General features: G+C 32.4%; 10 protein-coding genes and 2 pseudogenes. 6 read left to right on the forward strand and 6 right to left on the reverse strand.

The window, feature by feature from the left end:
• Nucleotides 1-213: 213 nt before the first annotated feature.
• A complete protein-coding gene (locus tag GM3708_RS17300) occupies nucleotides 214-798 on the forward strand; it encodes a tyrosine-type recombinase/integrase (protein WP_066349611.1) in 585 nt (194 codons plus the stop codon).
• A 156-nt stretch (nucleotides 799-954) separates the two neighbouring features.
• On the opposite strand, the gene GM3708_RS17305 is transcribed toward GM3708_RS17300, so the two are convergent.
• The 6 genes and pseudogenes from GM3708_RS17305 to GM3708_RS17325 form a co-directional block, all read right to left on the reverse strand.
• The gene (locus GM3708_RS17305) at nucleotides 955-3,573 is read right to left on the reverse strand and encodes a Tn3 family transposase (RefSeq protein WP_396229676.1); all 2,619 of its coding nucleotides are present in this window, start codon (nucleotides 3,571-3,573) and stop codon (nucleotides 955-957) included.
• On the reverse strand, nucleotides 3,539-3,913 hold the full coding sequence (locus tag GM3708_RS19840; protein ID WP_396229677.1) for a DUF4158 domain-containing protein: 375 nt from the start codon (nucleotides 3,911-3,913) through the stop codon (nucleotides 3,539-3,541). The genes GM3708_RS17305 and GM3708_RS19840 overlap by 35 nt, the downstream gene beginning before the upstream one ends.
• 543 nt (nucleotides 3,914-4,456) lie before the next feature.
• A pseudogene (locus GM3708_RS17310) lies at nucleotides 4,457-7,439 on the reverse strand (Tn3 family transposase).
• A gap of 56 nt (nucleotides 7,440-7,495) precedes the next feature.
• Nucleotides 7,496-8,113 carry a tyrosine-type recombinase/integrase gene (locus tag GM3708_RS17315; RefSeq protein ID WP_066345002.1) on the reverse strand — a complete coding sequence of 206 codons (618 nt, stop codon included), beginning with the start codon at nucleotides 8,111-8,113 and terminating at the stop codon, nucleotides 7,496-7,498.
• Nucleotides 8,114-8,407: 294 nt separating this feature from the next.
• Nucleotides 8,408-9,037: a hypothetical protein gene (locus GM3708_RS17320; protein ID WP_066349618.1), complete on the reverse strand. Its 630-nt coding sequence runs from the start codon at nucleotides 9,035-9,037 to the stop codon at nucleotides 8,408-8,410.
• A 156-nt stretch (nucleotides 9,038-9,193) separates the two neighbouring features.
• On the reverse strand, nucleotides 9,194-9,751 hold the full coding sequence (locus GM3708_RS17325) for a hypothetical protein (protein WP_231933253.1): 558 nt from the start codon (nucleotides 9,749-9,751) through the stop codon (nucleotides 9,194-9,196).
• 257 nt (nucleotides 9,752-10,008) lie between these two features.
• Here GM3708_RS17325 and GM3708_RS17335 point away from each other — a divergent pair, with 257 nt between their 5' ends.
• The 5 genes and pseudogenes from GM3708_RS17335 (at nucleotide 10,009) to GM3708_RS17355 (ending at nucleotide 15,582) form a co-directional block, all read left to right on the forward strand.
• Complete coding sequence (locus tag GM3708_RS17335) at nucleotides 10,009-10,317, forward strand: hypothetical protein (protein WP_066349623.1); 309 nt, start codon at nucleotides 10,009-10,011, stop codon at nucleotides 10,315-10,317.
• A gap of 218 nt (nucleotides 10,318-10,535) precedes the next feature.
• Nucleotides 10,536-11,396 (forward strand): hypothetical protein, encoded by an 861-nt coding sequence (locus GM3708_RS17340; RefSeq protein ID WP_144439374.1) that lies wholly within the window; start codon nucleotides 10,536-10,538, stop codon nucleotides 11,394-11,396.
• A gap of 197 nt (nucleotides 11,397-11,593) precedes the next feature.
• On the forward strand, nucleotides 11,594-12,211 hold the full coding sequence (locus GM3708_RS17345; RefSeq protein WP_066345002.1) for a tyrosine-type recombinase/integrase: 618 nt from the start codon (nucleotides 11,594-11,596) through the stop codon (nucleotides 12,209-12,211).
• A 56-nt stretch (nucleotides 12,212-12,267) separates the two neighbouring features.
• Nucleotides 12,268-15,250 (forward strand): annotated as a pseudogene (locus GM3708_RS17350) (Tn3 family transposase).
• Nucleotides 15,251-15,312: 62 nt separating this feature from the next.
• A complete protein-coding gene (locus tag GM3708_RS17355) occupies nucleotides 15,313-15,582 on the forward strand; it encodes a helix-turn-helix domain-containing protein (protein ID WP_144439375.1) in 270 nt (89 codons plus the stop codon).
• The last annotated feature ends 334 nt before the right edge of the window (nucleotides 15,583-15,916 follow it).

A 15,916-nucleotide genomic window follows, 5' to 3' on the forward strand; every position in this document is an offset into this window, starting at 1 on the left:
GGCGGAAACATAGGGTTCGTGCAACCAAGTGCAACTTCAAAAAACTTGGTTAAAATCGGTCATTTTTTAGCCCTAATTGATAAGTTATTTAAATCTAACTTGCCCATTTTCACCTATTTATAGGCAAGTCATTTAAAATAGGTAGTATGAGGAGTTAATTTTCCGTCCCTGAATAGAGTCCAACCAAACATTATTTATGAGCAAGTTTAAATTATGTCACCCTCAGCACCCCCTCTACCAATACCTAATAGTCAAAAACGCACTCGTGAATATCTTTTCCCACAAGAAGTATCTGCCATGATCCAAGCCGCAAAAAGAATTGGACGACATGGACTGCGAGATTCTACTCTTATTTTAATGGCTTATCGACACGGATTACGAGTGTCAGAGTTAATAAGTCTGCAATGGGAGCAAATTGATTTTACTAATGCAACCATCCACATTAATCGGCTCAAACATGGTGTTAGCTCAATTCATCCTCTTAGAGGTATTGAATTAAGAGCCTTACGGCAGCTACAACGTCAATATCCCCATTCATCATATTTATTTGTGTCCGAACATAAAACAGTTATAGCAGCAGCTACTGCTAGAGGAATTATTGAACGTGCGGGAAAGGAAGCCAACTTACCTTTTAGTGTTCATCCTCATATGTTACGTCATAGCTGTGGTTTTTATTTAGCGAGTCAAGGTTATGATACCAGAGTAATTCAGGCTTACTTAGGGCATAAAAACATTCAGCATACAGTTCGTTATACCGAAATCTCACCAAAACGTTTTCAGAGTTTCTGGATGGATTAAAACAGATTAGTGATAATAATTTAGACTTCTCCAGAAAAGATTTTGGCGTTGTCTGGTAGTAAGGGTTTCAACCCTCCTAAATTGTCAATTATTGGAGATGTCTATTGATTCAAATGATAAATACAAAAAATGAGTTGATGAGGGCATTATAAACGCCTAAGAAAGTAATACTATACGTTCATTAAGATCTAACTTAAACGTACCATAGGGATTAACATGACTAAAAATCAAAGGGGTAATTGCCCGTAAATCACCTTGATGAAGCCTTGAATGCCAATGAGATTGAGCTAAAACCTGTTGAATCATTAAAGTATTAACATAGACTAAACAAATTTGTAATAAATGTAGAGACAATACTGATAACTCTTGACTTTCCAAGCGATTAGAGGCAAATTCACCACCTTTACCGTAGAAGATAAAATCATTAACACCATTCCATCTTTCCACCACATTCAAACCTTCATTAATTTCCCTTCTAATAGCTTCTGAATTCAAATATTCACTCAGGAAAATGGTTTTCACTGCCCTACCTAACTCCAACAAAGCCAAATAAGTAGGATGTTTCAAGGCTGAGCGATTAAATCGTTTTAAAATAGCTTCAGTTTCTGCTGTACCTAATCTTAAGGCTGTAGCATATTTTACCATCTGGTCATATTGTTGGCGAATTAAATCCCAATTAATTGGGCGAGTCAGAATCGGTTGTAAATGAGAATAGCTATTACTTTGACCAACATCAGGAAGATATAACCTTTGTACCTTAATCCTCTTGAGTCGAGGCATTAACTGAAATCCTAGTAAATGACTAAAAGCAAACGCTACTTCACTTTGTCCATGACTATCAACATAGTTTTTCTTGACATCCATATCAGTACAATGACGTAAAACCCCTTCAATCATGGCTGCCACTTCCGATGAAGATACGGTTTTTAACTGAGAATAAATGCAAGTAGATTTCTTTTCCACGTGCCAATAAATCATAACCCCACGTCCACCATAACGCAGATGATATTGACTCATTAAGTTTTGCTCCCATGAACCGAAATGCTTACTATCACTCGCACAAGTGGTAGTTCCTTCTCCCCAGATTTCAGGATTACGAATCTCAAAAATAGCATTAACCACCGAGGCTATAGCACTTCTAAGTTGGTCTTTTTGAATGTAGCGACGGCGTACATAAAGTAAATCATGATAATTTTCGCCATTTATACCCGTATTAATGCGTTTTAAACCAGTATTCGTTCCCATGCCATAAATACAGAGCAATAATCGTTTTTGCAAACTTTCTCTCTCAATAATCTCTCTTGTTCCCATACTCTTAAAGTTTTGGGTAAAATTAACTCGTAAGTCAGTTTCTTTGAGAATGTCTAGTAAACTGGTATTGTGCCATTGGTTATTGATTTCTCCTTTAATATGTTGTAGGTTAGGAGGTTCATCGACTGGTTCAAAGGGACTAACTCTAATTAAGCCATTTTTATCACCGATAATTTTAACGCCTGTATTGTTAGGCATATCTTGGTTAAGTTTTTCTAATCCAAATCTCATTTGCTGTTGTAGTCCAGTAATAAAGGATTCAACATTTTCAGGAAGTTTTAATGCTTGATAGTATAAGATACGATTGTGTTCAAAATCCGTGGGTAAATCTTCATCGGGGTTACGGTAACGATCTGCTTCTACTACCCAAATTTCTTTACAGGTTAGTCTTTCTTTAAGGGCTTGTAGAACAATAATTTCATAGTTAATGCGGTTAATCCTTTCTTTGCCGTCATCGGTTTTTTCAATAATAATATCTTTCCAACCTACTTTTAATACACCTTCAATGGGTATTTTTTCTTCCAAATCGTAATATTTAGTTTTACTATCAGTGTATTTTTTAAGCAGTTCTAAGGCTAAAATTATGGGGCGGTGGATGTCATTATTAGAGCGAAATTCCAGCACTTCTAATAATTGGGGTATCATCCGACGATAATGGGTAGCAAAGGAACTACGCATAACAGTATGAACTTTTTGGCGATATGCTGTATTGGTGGATTTATATTCTTTGACGAGGTTTAAGAGAGTTTCTTGACTGACAACGGGATAAACTACGGTTTGAATGACTCCTTCTGGATTAGCTAGGGCTACTTCGGCAATACGAAAAAGGATATTAGTTTTTCCATTTACCAGTTTAAAGTCTTCAATCAGTTCTTTTTGGATGCGTTTTTCAGCTCTCGTGCCAATGCGTTTAATAATTGAGATGAGAATTTCAATAAGATTATCGGTAATTTCTTGACTACGTTGATGACAAAAAGCACTCATTAATGTGTAGCGTATTGGTTCAGAATGTTGTCGTAAGTCATAGGGAGATTCTGTGGCGGCTCTTTGACGGTATTTTTGAATGATTTTGGCGGATATTCCTTGAAATAAATCTGTGGATAATCCTACGGCTCGAATTCGTTTTAGTTTTTCAATTTCTGTGAGAAAGGTATCTAAGCCCACTGGACCTGGATCTGTTTTAATAAATGCAAAGTCGGAGGTTTTTAGTTTTGGCGAAGATGTTGATTCATCTTCATTATTGTCATCGGTTTTGAGAAGAATATCAATTTGCTCTTTGATTATCGTGGTTAATTTTGATGTTACCTGATTACAGCATTGACTTTCCGATACTGATAAAGCATGACGAATTAAGCGTTCAATTTGTTTTTCTGTAGGTGATTCAAGTAGTAATTCACGAAACTTTTTATAAACAATTTCTTTAATAGACTCAAATTTTTGCTCGCCCTTGAATAATTTCCGCAATCAGCCAATCACTTATAGTAGAACAATCTTCAAGGGTAGCAATTTTAAAGTTGAATAAAATACGAATTTCAACTCTATAAGCTTTAGCAGAACGCCCTTGCCAATTATAATCGAAATAAGTTTTGGGGGAAATATTTAACTGATTAGAAATGTAAGCGATGACCTGCTCTGGTATTTCGGAGGGATAATCGGGAAAATGAGCCATTAATTGGAAATATTTGAGAAAAACAACAAATCCGATTTTATTTGCTTCTCGTTTTTGGTTAACCAGTTCTAATTCGGAAGGAATTAAAGTCCAATTTTCAATTAACTCTTCTGTTTTCCAGTTTTTCTTAAGCATTCATTCTTTTGTAACTAAGCAATCAATAAGAATAGTAGAAAAAGGGATCATGTTTCTTTTTCTATCAATTTTTGTTAATTGCATAGTACGTCTTATTTGTCAAATGTACTTTTATATTTATATATGTAAAACTTATTAATAAGTCATAATACTCTATGAAATAAAAAATGAAGATAAAATGGCTGAAATACCTCCATTTCAATAGCTAAAGTTGTAAGTTGCACTTGGTTGCACGAACCCTATGTTTCCGCCAAGAAATAAAAATCACATACTTTGCCGAGTTGGTTTCATTTTCGGCAATGTTTATTATTTTACATATGTATTTACAATACTTCGATGGCATGGTTTTTCACTTTACAAACTTCTATTTTAGGCAAAGATTTTTTTGTAAATATTATGTTTTTAAACTGAGGGGGCGACAGAACATTCAGAATGCAGATTGGATAGGGGGGGAAGCCGAGATACGCGCGAAATCGGACACCAATGTCAATAAACCATGACATTTACAGTTGAAACGCTGATTCTGCTTACGGTTCAGTAAATCTATTTTTGTAACAAAGAGCCAATTTGAAATTGCTCTAAGGAAGGAAGTACTTCAGCAAGATTAAGAAGATAATCACCAAATCTTTTCACATGACTGGTTAAATAAGGACTTAGACAAGCTACATCTTTTTTATCGATTAAATAACCTTCTTTTTGTAATTGCTGTAAAATATTAGTTAACTCGACAACATTATGAAAAATAACAGCATTAGAAACTAAATCATTGTATTTAATTCTTTTTTCCATTTCTTCTCTATCATTGGTGGCAATAATCTTATCTCCACCAAAAAATAACCATTTAGAAAAGCCATTATAAGCCTCAACTTTATTTGTCGCCGCCGTAATTTGTTGCTTTAATTCTAAATCAGAAATATATTCGAGTAAAAAGATAGTTCTAATCACTCTTCCTAACTCCCTAAAGGCTTTATATAATCGATTTTTTCTACTATAATTACTTAACTTTCTTAATAAACTAACACTGGATATTTTGCCCGTATAAATAGATAAAACTACTTGCATTAAATCTTGCCAATGAGTCTCAATTAACTGCCAATTAATTGTATCTGTAAATAATGAATCTATATGTTGATAAACGGTATTTTTATCATAACGATAAAAGACTAAATCTTTCCAATTTCTAATGCGAGGCATTAACTTAATACCCAATAAGTACGATAGAGCAAAAACAGGAGTACTTTGTCCTTGAGTATCACTATGAATTGTATCAGGTTTAATGTTAGATTTATTTTCAAATAAACCCTCAATAATATATACTGCTTCCCATGTTCCACAAGGAATAAAATGACTAAATAAGGCAATATATTTATCCGCTACATGATGATAAGCAATGCCACCATAACCACCATATCTGATATGATATTCTGAGAGTAAATTTTGTTCTCTTACATCATATTTAGTACCATCAGCCGCCGCCACATTTCCGTTACCCCAAACTTTGGGTAAATCTAATACATTATAACGATTAATAATGTCATTTATTGCCTTATTTAAACTATCAGTATTTATATGACGGCGATTAATAAAAGAGATTAATTTTGAGGAAATAATCTCTCTCATGTGTTTTTCTGCTTGAGACGGACCTAAATTACAACCATAAGTAAAAGTAGTTAATAAATAACGTTCAGTAGGATTATCAATTTTAGGATCACTACCACTCAGAGGTGCAAAATGTCTGGTAAAATTAGTCCAATAATTTACATTTTTAAGAATATCTATTAAGTTATAATTAGGCATTCTTTCTTCTATGATAACTTCAAGATTTTTGAGAGTAGAACTAACTTCATTTTTCGTAACTTTCTTTAAAATGGGTTCTCCTTCATCATTAATAATTAAACTCGAATTATTAGGATAGTTTAAATCAACTTTTTCAGCTGTTTGAATTAAGAAACTTTTTAAATTATTAACAAAAATTTGAGCCGTTTTTGGTAAACCTAAATTTTCACAATAATTATCTACAATAACTTCACATTCATCCCAACTTAATAATTGTGTTCGCCAATCGGCATATTCAGAACTTCCTTTGAGACAAATATCTCCTGATTTTAATTCAAAAGCTAGATAAGAAAAAATACAAGTCTCAAAGTGACGGCGAAAAATTTTTATGCCCATTTCATTCTGATAAATTACTAACTTTTGCCACTGTTGAGAAGCAAAAGAAAGATCTACTTCACTCGATAAATATTCTCCTTTTTTATGTTGATTTTAAAGATAAAAAATTTACGGCATCTATCAATCTCTTATCAGTACTGGTAGATTCTAATTGTAAAATATTAAGTAACCTAAAAAATGCACTGCGATGACTTTTATAAAAACGCCAAATAAAAGGCAAATAATTATTCCCTTTATAAGCACTTATAGCTTGGTATTCTTCTAATAATTGTTCATATCCACCATAAGTTTTGAGTAAAGAATATATTTGATTAAAGAGTGTATCATTATGATTTTCTTGCTTATCTTTTTCCAACCCAAATAACATCAATATTTCCCCAAAAGCTGAAATCAACTTTTCCATTATTTCTTGTTGTCTTTCTTTTTGTTTTTGTAGTTCTAACTCAGCTAAGTTCTGAATTTTTTTCATTCTTTTTAAGAACATTTCTCCCAAATCATCCCAAGTTTTTTCTTGTTTTCGATGAATTAAACATATTAAAAGTGTCAATCTTTTTAGTTCATTAATATCTTTTAATTCTGAAGCATCTAAAGAATTTGCTACACTGGCAAAATAACTAATTAATGATTTGTTTATTTCTGATAAAAACTGTTCTACATTACCAAAAGTATTTAACCATTTTTGATGTAATAATAAATCATTTAGATGATTTCTTGTGGCTTTTTTGGTGACTTTTTTTAGCTGATTATAAGGACTTCTTTGTTCGACTGGGTGAATTAGTAGTAAACTGTTTAAGGTTTCTCTATATTCAGGAGATAATTGATTATTCACTTGTTCATAAATTAGAGCATGAACTAATGTTCGGATTCGGGCTATTTGTCGCTCTAAGAAGGAAAAAGAGGGTAATTCATATCTTTCTTTGACTAATTCTTCAATGGCTACATTAATTAAGTCCGCAGGATTTCCCATTAAATAAGCCTTTTCTTTTACCTTTATTTCTAAATATTCTTGGGCTTTGTTGTCAAATTTTTTGACTTTTATTTTCTCTCTAATTAAATGTTGATGGCGATGATAAGTTCTCGGATTTATATAACCAATTGTTAGTTCTTCAGATAAACACAATATTTTTTTTATATGATTTATTATTGATAAGGGAATCTGTTCAAGTTTGGGGAAATATCCTAATCTTTGAAAACTTTTTAGTGCAACTAATAAATTCAAATAATTATTATCATTTCTTGTATATTCAGTAGCGAAAAGTTTATCTTCTGTGGTTGGCGTATAAATATTTTTTAGCTCATTTGGAGTATAATAACGTTTGAAGCGAGGATAAGCAGTTCTTTCAATTGAGGTCACTTTTTTTTGTTTAATTATTAATTGCAAAACTCCAATATTATAAACATGACTTGTCACTAATCTTGCCAAAAAGATTCAAATCTCTGGGGAGATATATCTGTATAACGAACGGTGTAATGAATATTTTTATGCCCTAGATAAGCCTGAATTGCTCTGGTATCATGTCCTTGAGATGCCAAATAATAACCACAAGCATGACGTAATTGGTGTGGATGTACTGGAAAGGGGATAGATGCTAATTTCCCAGCCCTCGCAATAATATGACGAATAGTACGGGTAGTTAAGGGTGCGTGACGCTCAGAAACAAAGACATAACTGCTTTCTGGATACTTGCGTTTAAGTTCATGTAAAGCTCTTAGTTCTGGAGAACGTAATGGATGTATCGTATCATGTCCATGTTTTACTCGATGTATGTCAATATGCCCTCCTTTTGAATCTATATAATCCCATCTTAATGCTACCAATTCGGCTGTCCTTAGTCCATGACGAAACATCTCAAGAATAATCGTTGAATCTCTGACTCCATGCCTTCCTACTTTTCGTGCTACTTTGATCATGGCGTTAATTTCATCAAGACGTAAATATTCCCTTTCACCGTCTGATTTTTTCTTCACTGGAGGTGGTGAAAAATGATACTTTGCTGAAAACAGAAGTGGAGTGGTTAAATTTAACATCTCTCTAACCCTTTAAAAATTATACTACTTTCTATTGTACTTTGCCGAAAATATGATTAACTCGGCAATGTTTTTTCCGTCTATAGTTTATTTAGTTATCTAAACGTTCTTATTGAAGTATTCTGTTGATTAAATCAGTTATGTAGTATTTAGTTTTGTTAAAATAGATTTTTGGAAACCTAACGGGAATAAGCGTTTCAACTATAAATGTCATGGTTTCTTGATATTGGTGTCCGATTTCGCACGTATCTCGGCTCTACGCCAATATATACTCTCTCAAGGAGATAAATTAGTTCACTCTAAAAGACCATTATCGATGTCTTCTTGAATGCTGATACCAATTTGTAATGCTTGGTTAAAAAGAGCCGCATACTCGCTAGATTGTTCGCTTATTTGTAAACTTTGAATAGAGGTAATATCTACAGAAAAACTATCAGCTTCAAATCCTGGATTTTCTCTAAGAATCCTATTGGTTTTTAGTGCTTTGACCAAATTTTCTCTAGTTATCTTTAATGCTTTTAAGACATTCTTTCTGTCGTTCAAATCTACTTGATTTCCTACAGATTTCAATTGATCCATCACATTAATTTTGTAAACAATTTTATTATGATTTTTCACATCAATTAAGAGATTAGTCAAGCTATTTTTTGCTTTTTTTCTAATGAAATCTGTAAGTTTTAGAGATTGAACTATGCTTAAAATTATTTTAAATATAGACTCTAAGATAGTCGATATTTTTCTATCTCCAAATGCTTGGATAGAAGCATTTAATTCTCTAGGTCTTTCGGCAACAGAAGTTTCTATTAAAACAACTAAAATGGTAAAATATATAATCAAAGAAAAACGAAATGAATCAAAGCCTGTTAGATGTCTTAGTTCACCTTTGGTTATTACAAGTTCTTGCAAATCGGATTCCATACTCATAATTTCTATCTAATAATTAAACCTTATAGTATTAAATAGCTATAATCGTATATTAAGGATTACCATAAGGATAATATTGATAATAAAACTTAATTGATAATAAAACTTAATTGATAATAAAACTTAATTGATAATAAAACTTAATTAAGAACACCCCTATCGAGATACGGGTTTAAAATTCTTGGCAAAATTAATCCATTTCTGCTCTTTTCCACCATTTAGATTAAGAGTAGGAATAGGAAGATTTTCAGTTCTAGGAGGACCATAGTCTCCGCCTCCTTGATCAAAAGTTATTTTTGTATTTTGAGGTGTACCTAAGCCATAGGCACTAACAATATCCCTCGCTAAGTCACAGGTAATATAGAAAGTTCCCATATTGATATTACCGTTACCGGCATAATAATACCATTCTCTAGCCGCATTAGGAAACTGAAGACAATCTTGATAAGTAACTTCAAACATTTTGGCAATGTGAGCATCATAGATTCTTAACTTACCACCATAAGCAGAGCGTGTTGTTTGAGTATCGGGTACCGTCAATTCATAGATACCTTCGTAAGTGAAAATATTCATTGGTAATGACTTTCGGGCATTTTGTGCCTGTACACCGATAGATGTTAGTAACGCTGTTAAAAGTGTTAGGAGTAAAGACAATTTGAAAGTTTTTTGTGGTGTCATCATAACTATTGTTCTTATCCAAATAATGGTCATCATTTTATATTACGACATACTTTATACTGCTAATACTCCTAAAGTTACAAAAGTATAAATTAATCCAGCCTATTGACTTTATGTAATTATATCAATGGTATTTTGGTTCATTAATGTAAAAATAAATAGCATTTATTCTAGGTTCTTTTAATAACTAATAAGCTATAAAAGTCGAGTTATTAATAGTAAATGAAAAGAGAATAAGCCTTTGCTAGTCAGCTTTTCTCTTTTCATGACCAAATAATCTATTAATTTACATTATGGCAAAAAATTTTGAGCATAACCAAAATGTCTGGACAAAAATTGAAGTCCATCGCATGGAATTTTTCCTCTTAATTTTTGAAAATATAAGAATGCACCCATCGGTATTCTTGAATAAATGGCGAGGAATAAAAGTGAGTGAATTAGCGGAATTATTGGGGGTTGAGGATAGCAAAATCTATCTCTGGTGTTCCCCTAAAAAGCCTAATATCAGTGAGTATTATTTACTCAAAATTGCTTTACTTGACATATTCTTTGAACATTTTGAGAATATCCCCGATGTAATTTGGAAAAGACTTATGAGTTAACGAAATATCCTATGGCTAACTTTGCCGATAAATTGTGCATTTGGACATAGTGAAGACTCAAGTAGGGGTTGAATATTCTTCAACCCTTGCTCTCAATTATTACAGCGAAAGTAGAATCCATACCTCAAAAGGTGAAAAAAAGCAAGGTTGTCACGTCATATTTTTCAACTAAAAACCAAGTGAGAATCTAAATGTTATTTTCATTTGGTATATTGCTTATGAAATTAAAAATAGGACAAAGATTAAAAGTACCCTATCAAGATAAAGTCTTGTCTGTGGAAGTTATCTCTCCTCATCAATTTGGTTATAACAAACCATCGATAGGAGTTAATTTCAGTATGCAGGAGAAATATACGGGGTTGTCTTCAACTACTTTAACACAATGGTCTAAGGGTGCGAAAAAACGAGAACCCGATTTATTTATCGATGATGTTACAATGCCCAAAATTGAGCATCTAAGATTGCCTAAATCCAAGAATTTGTATCCTGTTTACTCTACTCCAATCTATAGCAATGATCCTCACTCTGATGAACCCTACAGGGTTGAAAAGGTCATTGAAATTAGTGATTTCATTGATCTATGTTTTACCGCAATCTGTGAGGAAGAAATTAACCGTAGTACAAAACGTGAAATTAAGAAATTCTTACAATGGTTCACAGTTACTGGTTTTTACGCCCAAGTATTCGTCTATATTAAAGGTAGTTTCAATAAAGCGGATAACGAACAGTTACAACAATGGTTAGCATCTCGTCTCGCTAACAAAGAAAACCGCAAATCTTACGCTAGTCTTATTGTCGAGCTTCGAGAAAATCCCGCTTTTTATAGTAATTTGACCTACCTTAACTTGTTTGGTAAACTAGCCAGTCAGATGAGGAAAGAGTGGAAGACTGTGGCGGGAGAAGAGGCGATCGCCCGCAATCATATCCCTGAAGCGATCGCTCTCGAAGCTATTGGCTTTGTAGAAAGAACAGTAGTTGACTTATATACAGGTGATTTACGAGAAGCTCATATTGGCGTAGAGCCGAGATACGTGCGAAATCGGACACCAATATCAAGAAACCATGACATTTATAGTTGAAACGCTTATTCCCGTTAGGTTTCCAAAAATCTATTTTAACAAAACTAAATACTACATAACTGATTTAATCAACAGAATACTTCAATAAGAACGTTTAGATAACTAAATAAACTATAGACGGAAAAAACATTGCCGAGTTAATCATATTTTCGGCAAAGTACAATAGAAAGTAGTATAATTTTTAAAGGGTTAGAGAGATGTTAAATTTAACCACTCCACTTCTGTTTTCAGCAAAGTATCATTTTTCACCACCTCCAGTGAAGAAAAAATCAGACGGTGAAAGGGAATATTTACGTCTTGATGAAATTAACGCCATGATCAAAGTAGCACGAAAAGTAGGAAGGCATGGAGTCAGAGATTCAACGATTATTCTTGAGATGTTTCGTCATGGACTAAGGACAGCCGAATTGGTAGCATTAAGATGGGATTATATAGATTCAAAAGGAGGGCATATTGACATACATCGAGTAAAACATGGACATGATACGATACATCCATTACGTTCTCCAGAACTAAGAGCTTTACATGAACTTAAACGCAAGTATCCAGAAAGCAGTTATGTCTTTGTTTCTGAGCGTCACGCACCCTTAACTACCCGTACTATTCGTCATATTATTGCGAGGGCTGGGAAATTAGCATCTATCCCCTTTCCAGTACATCCACACCAATTACGTCATGCTTGTGGTTATTATTTGGCATCTCAAGGACATGATACCAGAGCAATTCAGGCTTATCTAGGGCATAAAAATATTCATTACACCGTTCGTTATACAGATATATCTCCCCAGAGATTTGAATCTTTTTGGCAAGATTAGTGACAAGTCATGTTTATAATATTGGAGTTTTGCAATTAATAATTAAACAAAAAAAAGTGACCTCAATTGAAAGAACTGCTTATCCTCGCTTCAAACGTTATTATACTCCAAATGAGCTAAAAAATATTTATACGCCAACCACAGAAGATAAACTTTTCGCTACTGAATATACAAGAAATGATAATAATTATTTGAATTTATTAGTTGCACTAAAAAGTTTTCAAAGATTAGGATATTTCCCCAAACTTGAACAGATTCCCTTATCAATAATAAATCATATAAAAAAAATATTGTGTTTATCTGAAGAACTAACAATTGGTTATATAAATCCGAGAACTTATCATCGCCATCAACATTTAATTAGAGAGAAAATAAAAGTCAAAAAATTTGACAACAAAGCCCAAGAATATTTAGAAATAAAGGTAAAAGAAAAGGCTTATTTAATGGGAAATCCTGCGGACTTAATTAATGTAGCCATTGAAGAATTAGTCAAAGAAAGATATGAATTACCCTCTTTTTCCTTCTTAGAGCGACAAATAGCCCGAATCCGAACATTAGTTCATGCTCTAATTTATGAACAAGTGAATAATCAATTATCTCCTGAATATAGAGAAACCTTAAACAGTTTACTACTAATTCACCCAGTCGAACAAAGAAGTCCTTATAATCAGCTAAAAAAAGTCACCAAAAAAGCCACAAGAAATCATCTAAATGATTTATTATTACATCAAAAATGGTTAAATACTTTTGGTAATGTAGAACAGTTTTTATCAGAAATAAACAAATCATTAATTAGTTATTTTGCCAGTGTAGCAAATTCTTTAGATGCTTCAGAATTAAAAGATATTAATGAACTAAAAAGATTGACACTTTTAATATGTTTAATTCATCGAAAACAAGAAAAAACTTGGGATGATTTGGGAGAAATGTTCTTAAAAAGAATGAAAAAAATTCAGAACTTAGCTGAGTTAGAACTACAAAAACAAAAAGAAAGACAACAAGAAATAATGGAAAAGTTGATTTCAGCTTTTGGGGAAATATTGATGTTATTTGGGTTGGAAAAAGATAAGCAAGAAAATCATAATGATACACTCTTTAATCAAATATATTCTTTACTCAAAACTTATGGTGGATATGAACAATTATTAGAAGAATACCAAGCTATAAGTGCTTATAAAGGGAATAATTATTTGCCTTTTATTTGGCGTTTTTATAAAAGTCATCGCAGTGCATTTTTTAGGTTACTTAATATTTTACAATTAGAATCTACCAGTACTGATAAGAGATTGATAGATGCCGTAAATTTTTTATCTTTAAAATCAACATAAAAAAGGAGAATATTTATCGAGTGAAGTAGATCTTTCTTTTGCTTCTCAACAGTGGCAAAAGTTAGTAATTTATCAGAATGAAATGGGCATAAAAATTTTTCGCCGTCACTTTGAGACTTGTATTTTTTCTTATCTAGCTTTTGAATTAAAATCAGGAGATATTTGTCTCAAAGGAAGTTCTGAATATGCCGATTGGCGAACACAATTATTAAGTTGGGATGAATGTGAAGTTATTGTAGATAATTATTGTGAAAATTTAGGTTTACCAAAAACGGCTCAAATTTTTGTTAATAATTTAAAAAGTTTCTTAATTCAAACAGCTGAAAAAGTTGATTTAAACTATCCTAATAATTCGAGTTTAATTATTAATGATGAAGGAGAACCCATTTTAAAGAAAGTTACGAAAAATGAAGTTAGTTCTACTCTCAAAAATCTTGAAGTTATCATAGAAGAAAGAATGCCTAATTATAACTTAATAGATATTCTTAAAAATGTAAATTATTGGACTAATTTTACCAGACATTTTGCACCTCTGAGTGGTAGTGATCCTAAAATTGATAATCCTACTGAACGTTATTTATTAACTACTTTTACTTATGGTTGTAATTTAGGTCCGTCTCAAGCAGAAAAACACATGAGAGAGATTATTTCCTCAAAATTAATCTCTTTTATTAATCGCCGTCATATAAATACTGATAGTTTAAATAAGGCAATAAATGACATTATTAATCGTTATAATGTATTAGATTTACCCAAAGTTTGGGGTAACGGAAATGTGGCGGCGGCTGATGGTACTAAATATGATGTAAGAGAACAAAATTTACTCTCAGAATATCATATCAGATATGGTGGTTATGGTGGCATTGCTTATCATCATGTAGCGGATAAATATATTGCCTTATTTAGTCATTTTATTCCTTGTGGAACATGGGAAGCAGTATATATTATTGAGGGTTTATTTGAAAATAAATCTAACATTAAACCTGATACAATTCATAGTGATACTCAAGGACAAAGTACTCCTGTTTTTGCTCTATCGTACTTATTGGGTATTAAGTTAATGCCTCGCATTAGAAATTGGAAAGATTTAGTCTTTTATCGTTATGATAAAAATACCGTTTATCAACATATAGATTCATTATTTACAGATACAATTAATTGGCAGTTAATTGAGACTCATTGGCAAGATTTAATGCAAGTAGTTTTATCTATTTATACGGGCAAAATATCCAGTGTTAGTTTATTAAGAAAGTTAAGTAATTATAGTAGAAAAAATCGATTATATAAAGCCTTTAGGGAGTTAGGAAGAGTGATTAGAACTATCTTTTTACTCGAATATATTTCTGATTTAGAATTAAAGCAACAAATTACGGCGGCGACAAATAAAGTTGAGGCTTATAATGGCTTTTCTAAATGGTTATTTTTTGGTGGAGATAAGATTATTGCCACCAATGATAGAGAAGAAATGGAAAAAAGAATTAAATACAATGATTTAGTTTCTAATGCTGTTATTTTTCATAATGTTGTCGAGTTAACTAATATTTTACAGCAATTACAAAAAGAAGGTTATTTAATCGATAAAAAAGATGTAGCTTGTCTAAGTCCTTATTTAACCAGTCATGTGAAAAGATTTGGTGATTATCTTCTTAATCTTGCTGAAGTACTTCCTTCCTTAGAGCAATTTCAAATTGGCTCTTTGTTACAAAAATAGATTTACTGAACCGTAAGCAGAATCAGCGTTTCAACTGTAAATGTCATGGTTTATTGACATTGGTGTCCGATTTCGCGCGTATCTCGGCTTCCCCCCATATTTTGGCGATGGAGGTTGCTCGTAAAAAGTTTAAGCTACCCCCAGTCAGAAAAATTGACGAAAGCCTTATTTACCAAGATTACCCAACCCTCAAACTTTCTAAGAAAGATGTTAATAACATCATCGAATTAATTGAAGGTGGTTTTTCAGTCAAAGAGATAGCAGAAGCATACGATGTTACTGAATCTACTATCCGCTACCATCTACAACGTCGAAATCAAAAGATAGCGTAAATAATTTAATTAGGTTTGAGGTTTTAGGTATTAGAGTCTGATATTTGCTAAAACTTCCATATCATATCGGGTAAGGTTTGCCTTACCCGATATAAGCACCACTTTTTTATTCCACAGACAAAAAAAAAGAGGCTCTATAGCCCCCAAAACTTAGATACCTTAAGCATTTTCAAGGAAACAAGCGTTCAGTTACTTTTGCTACATAAACGTATAGGTTTTAAGAACTCCTGCCCTGTTTTCTAAAATTTTTTTAAAAGTACTTGAAAAATCGCCCAAAGCGATCTAAGGTTAAAAGTGTTACAAAAAACATCAAATCATCAGAACTGAGTAACTC

The organism is Geminocystis sp. NIES-3708, from assembly GCF_001548095.1.
GTDB lineage: Bacteria > Cyanobacteriota > Cyanobacteriia > Cyanobacteriales > Cyanobacteriaceae > Geminocystis.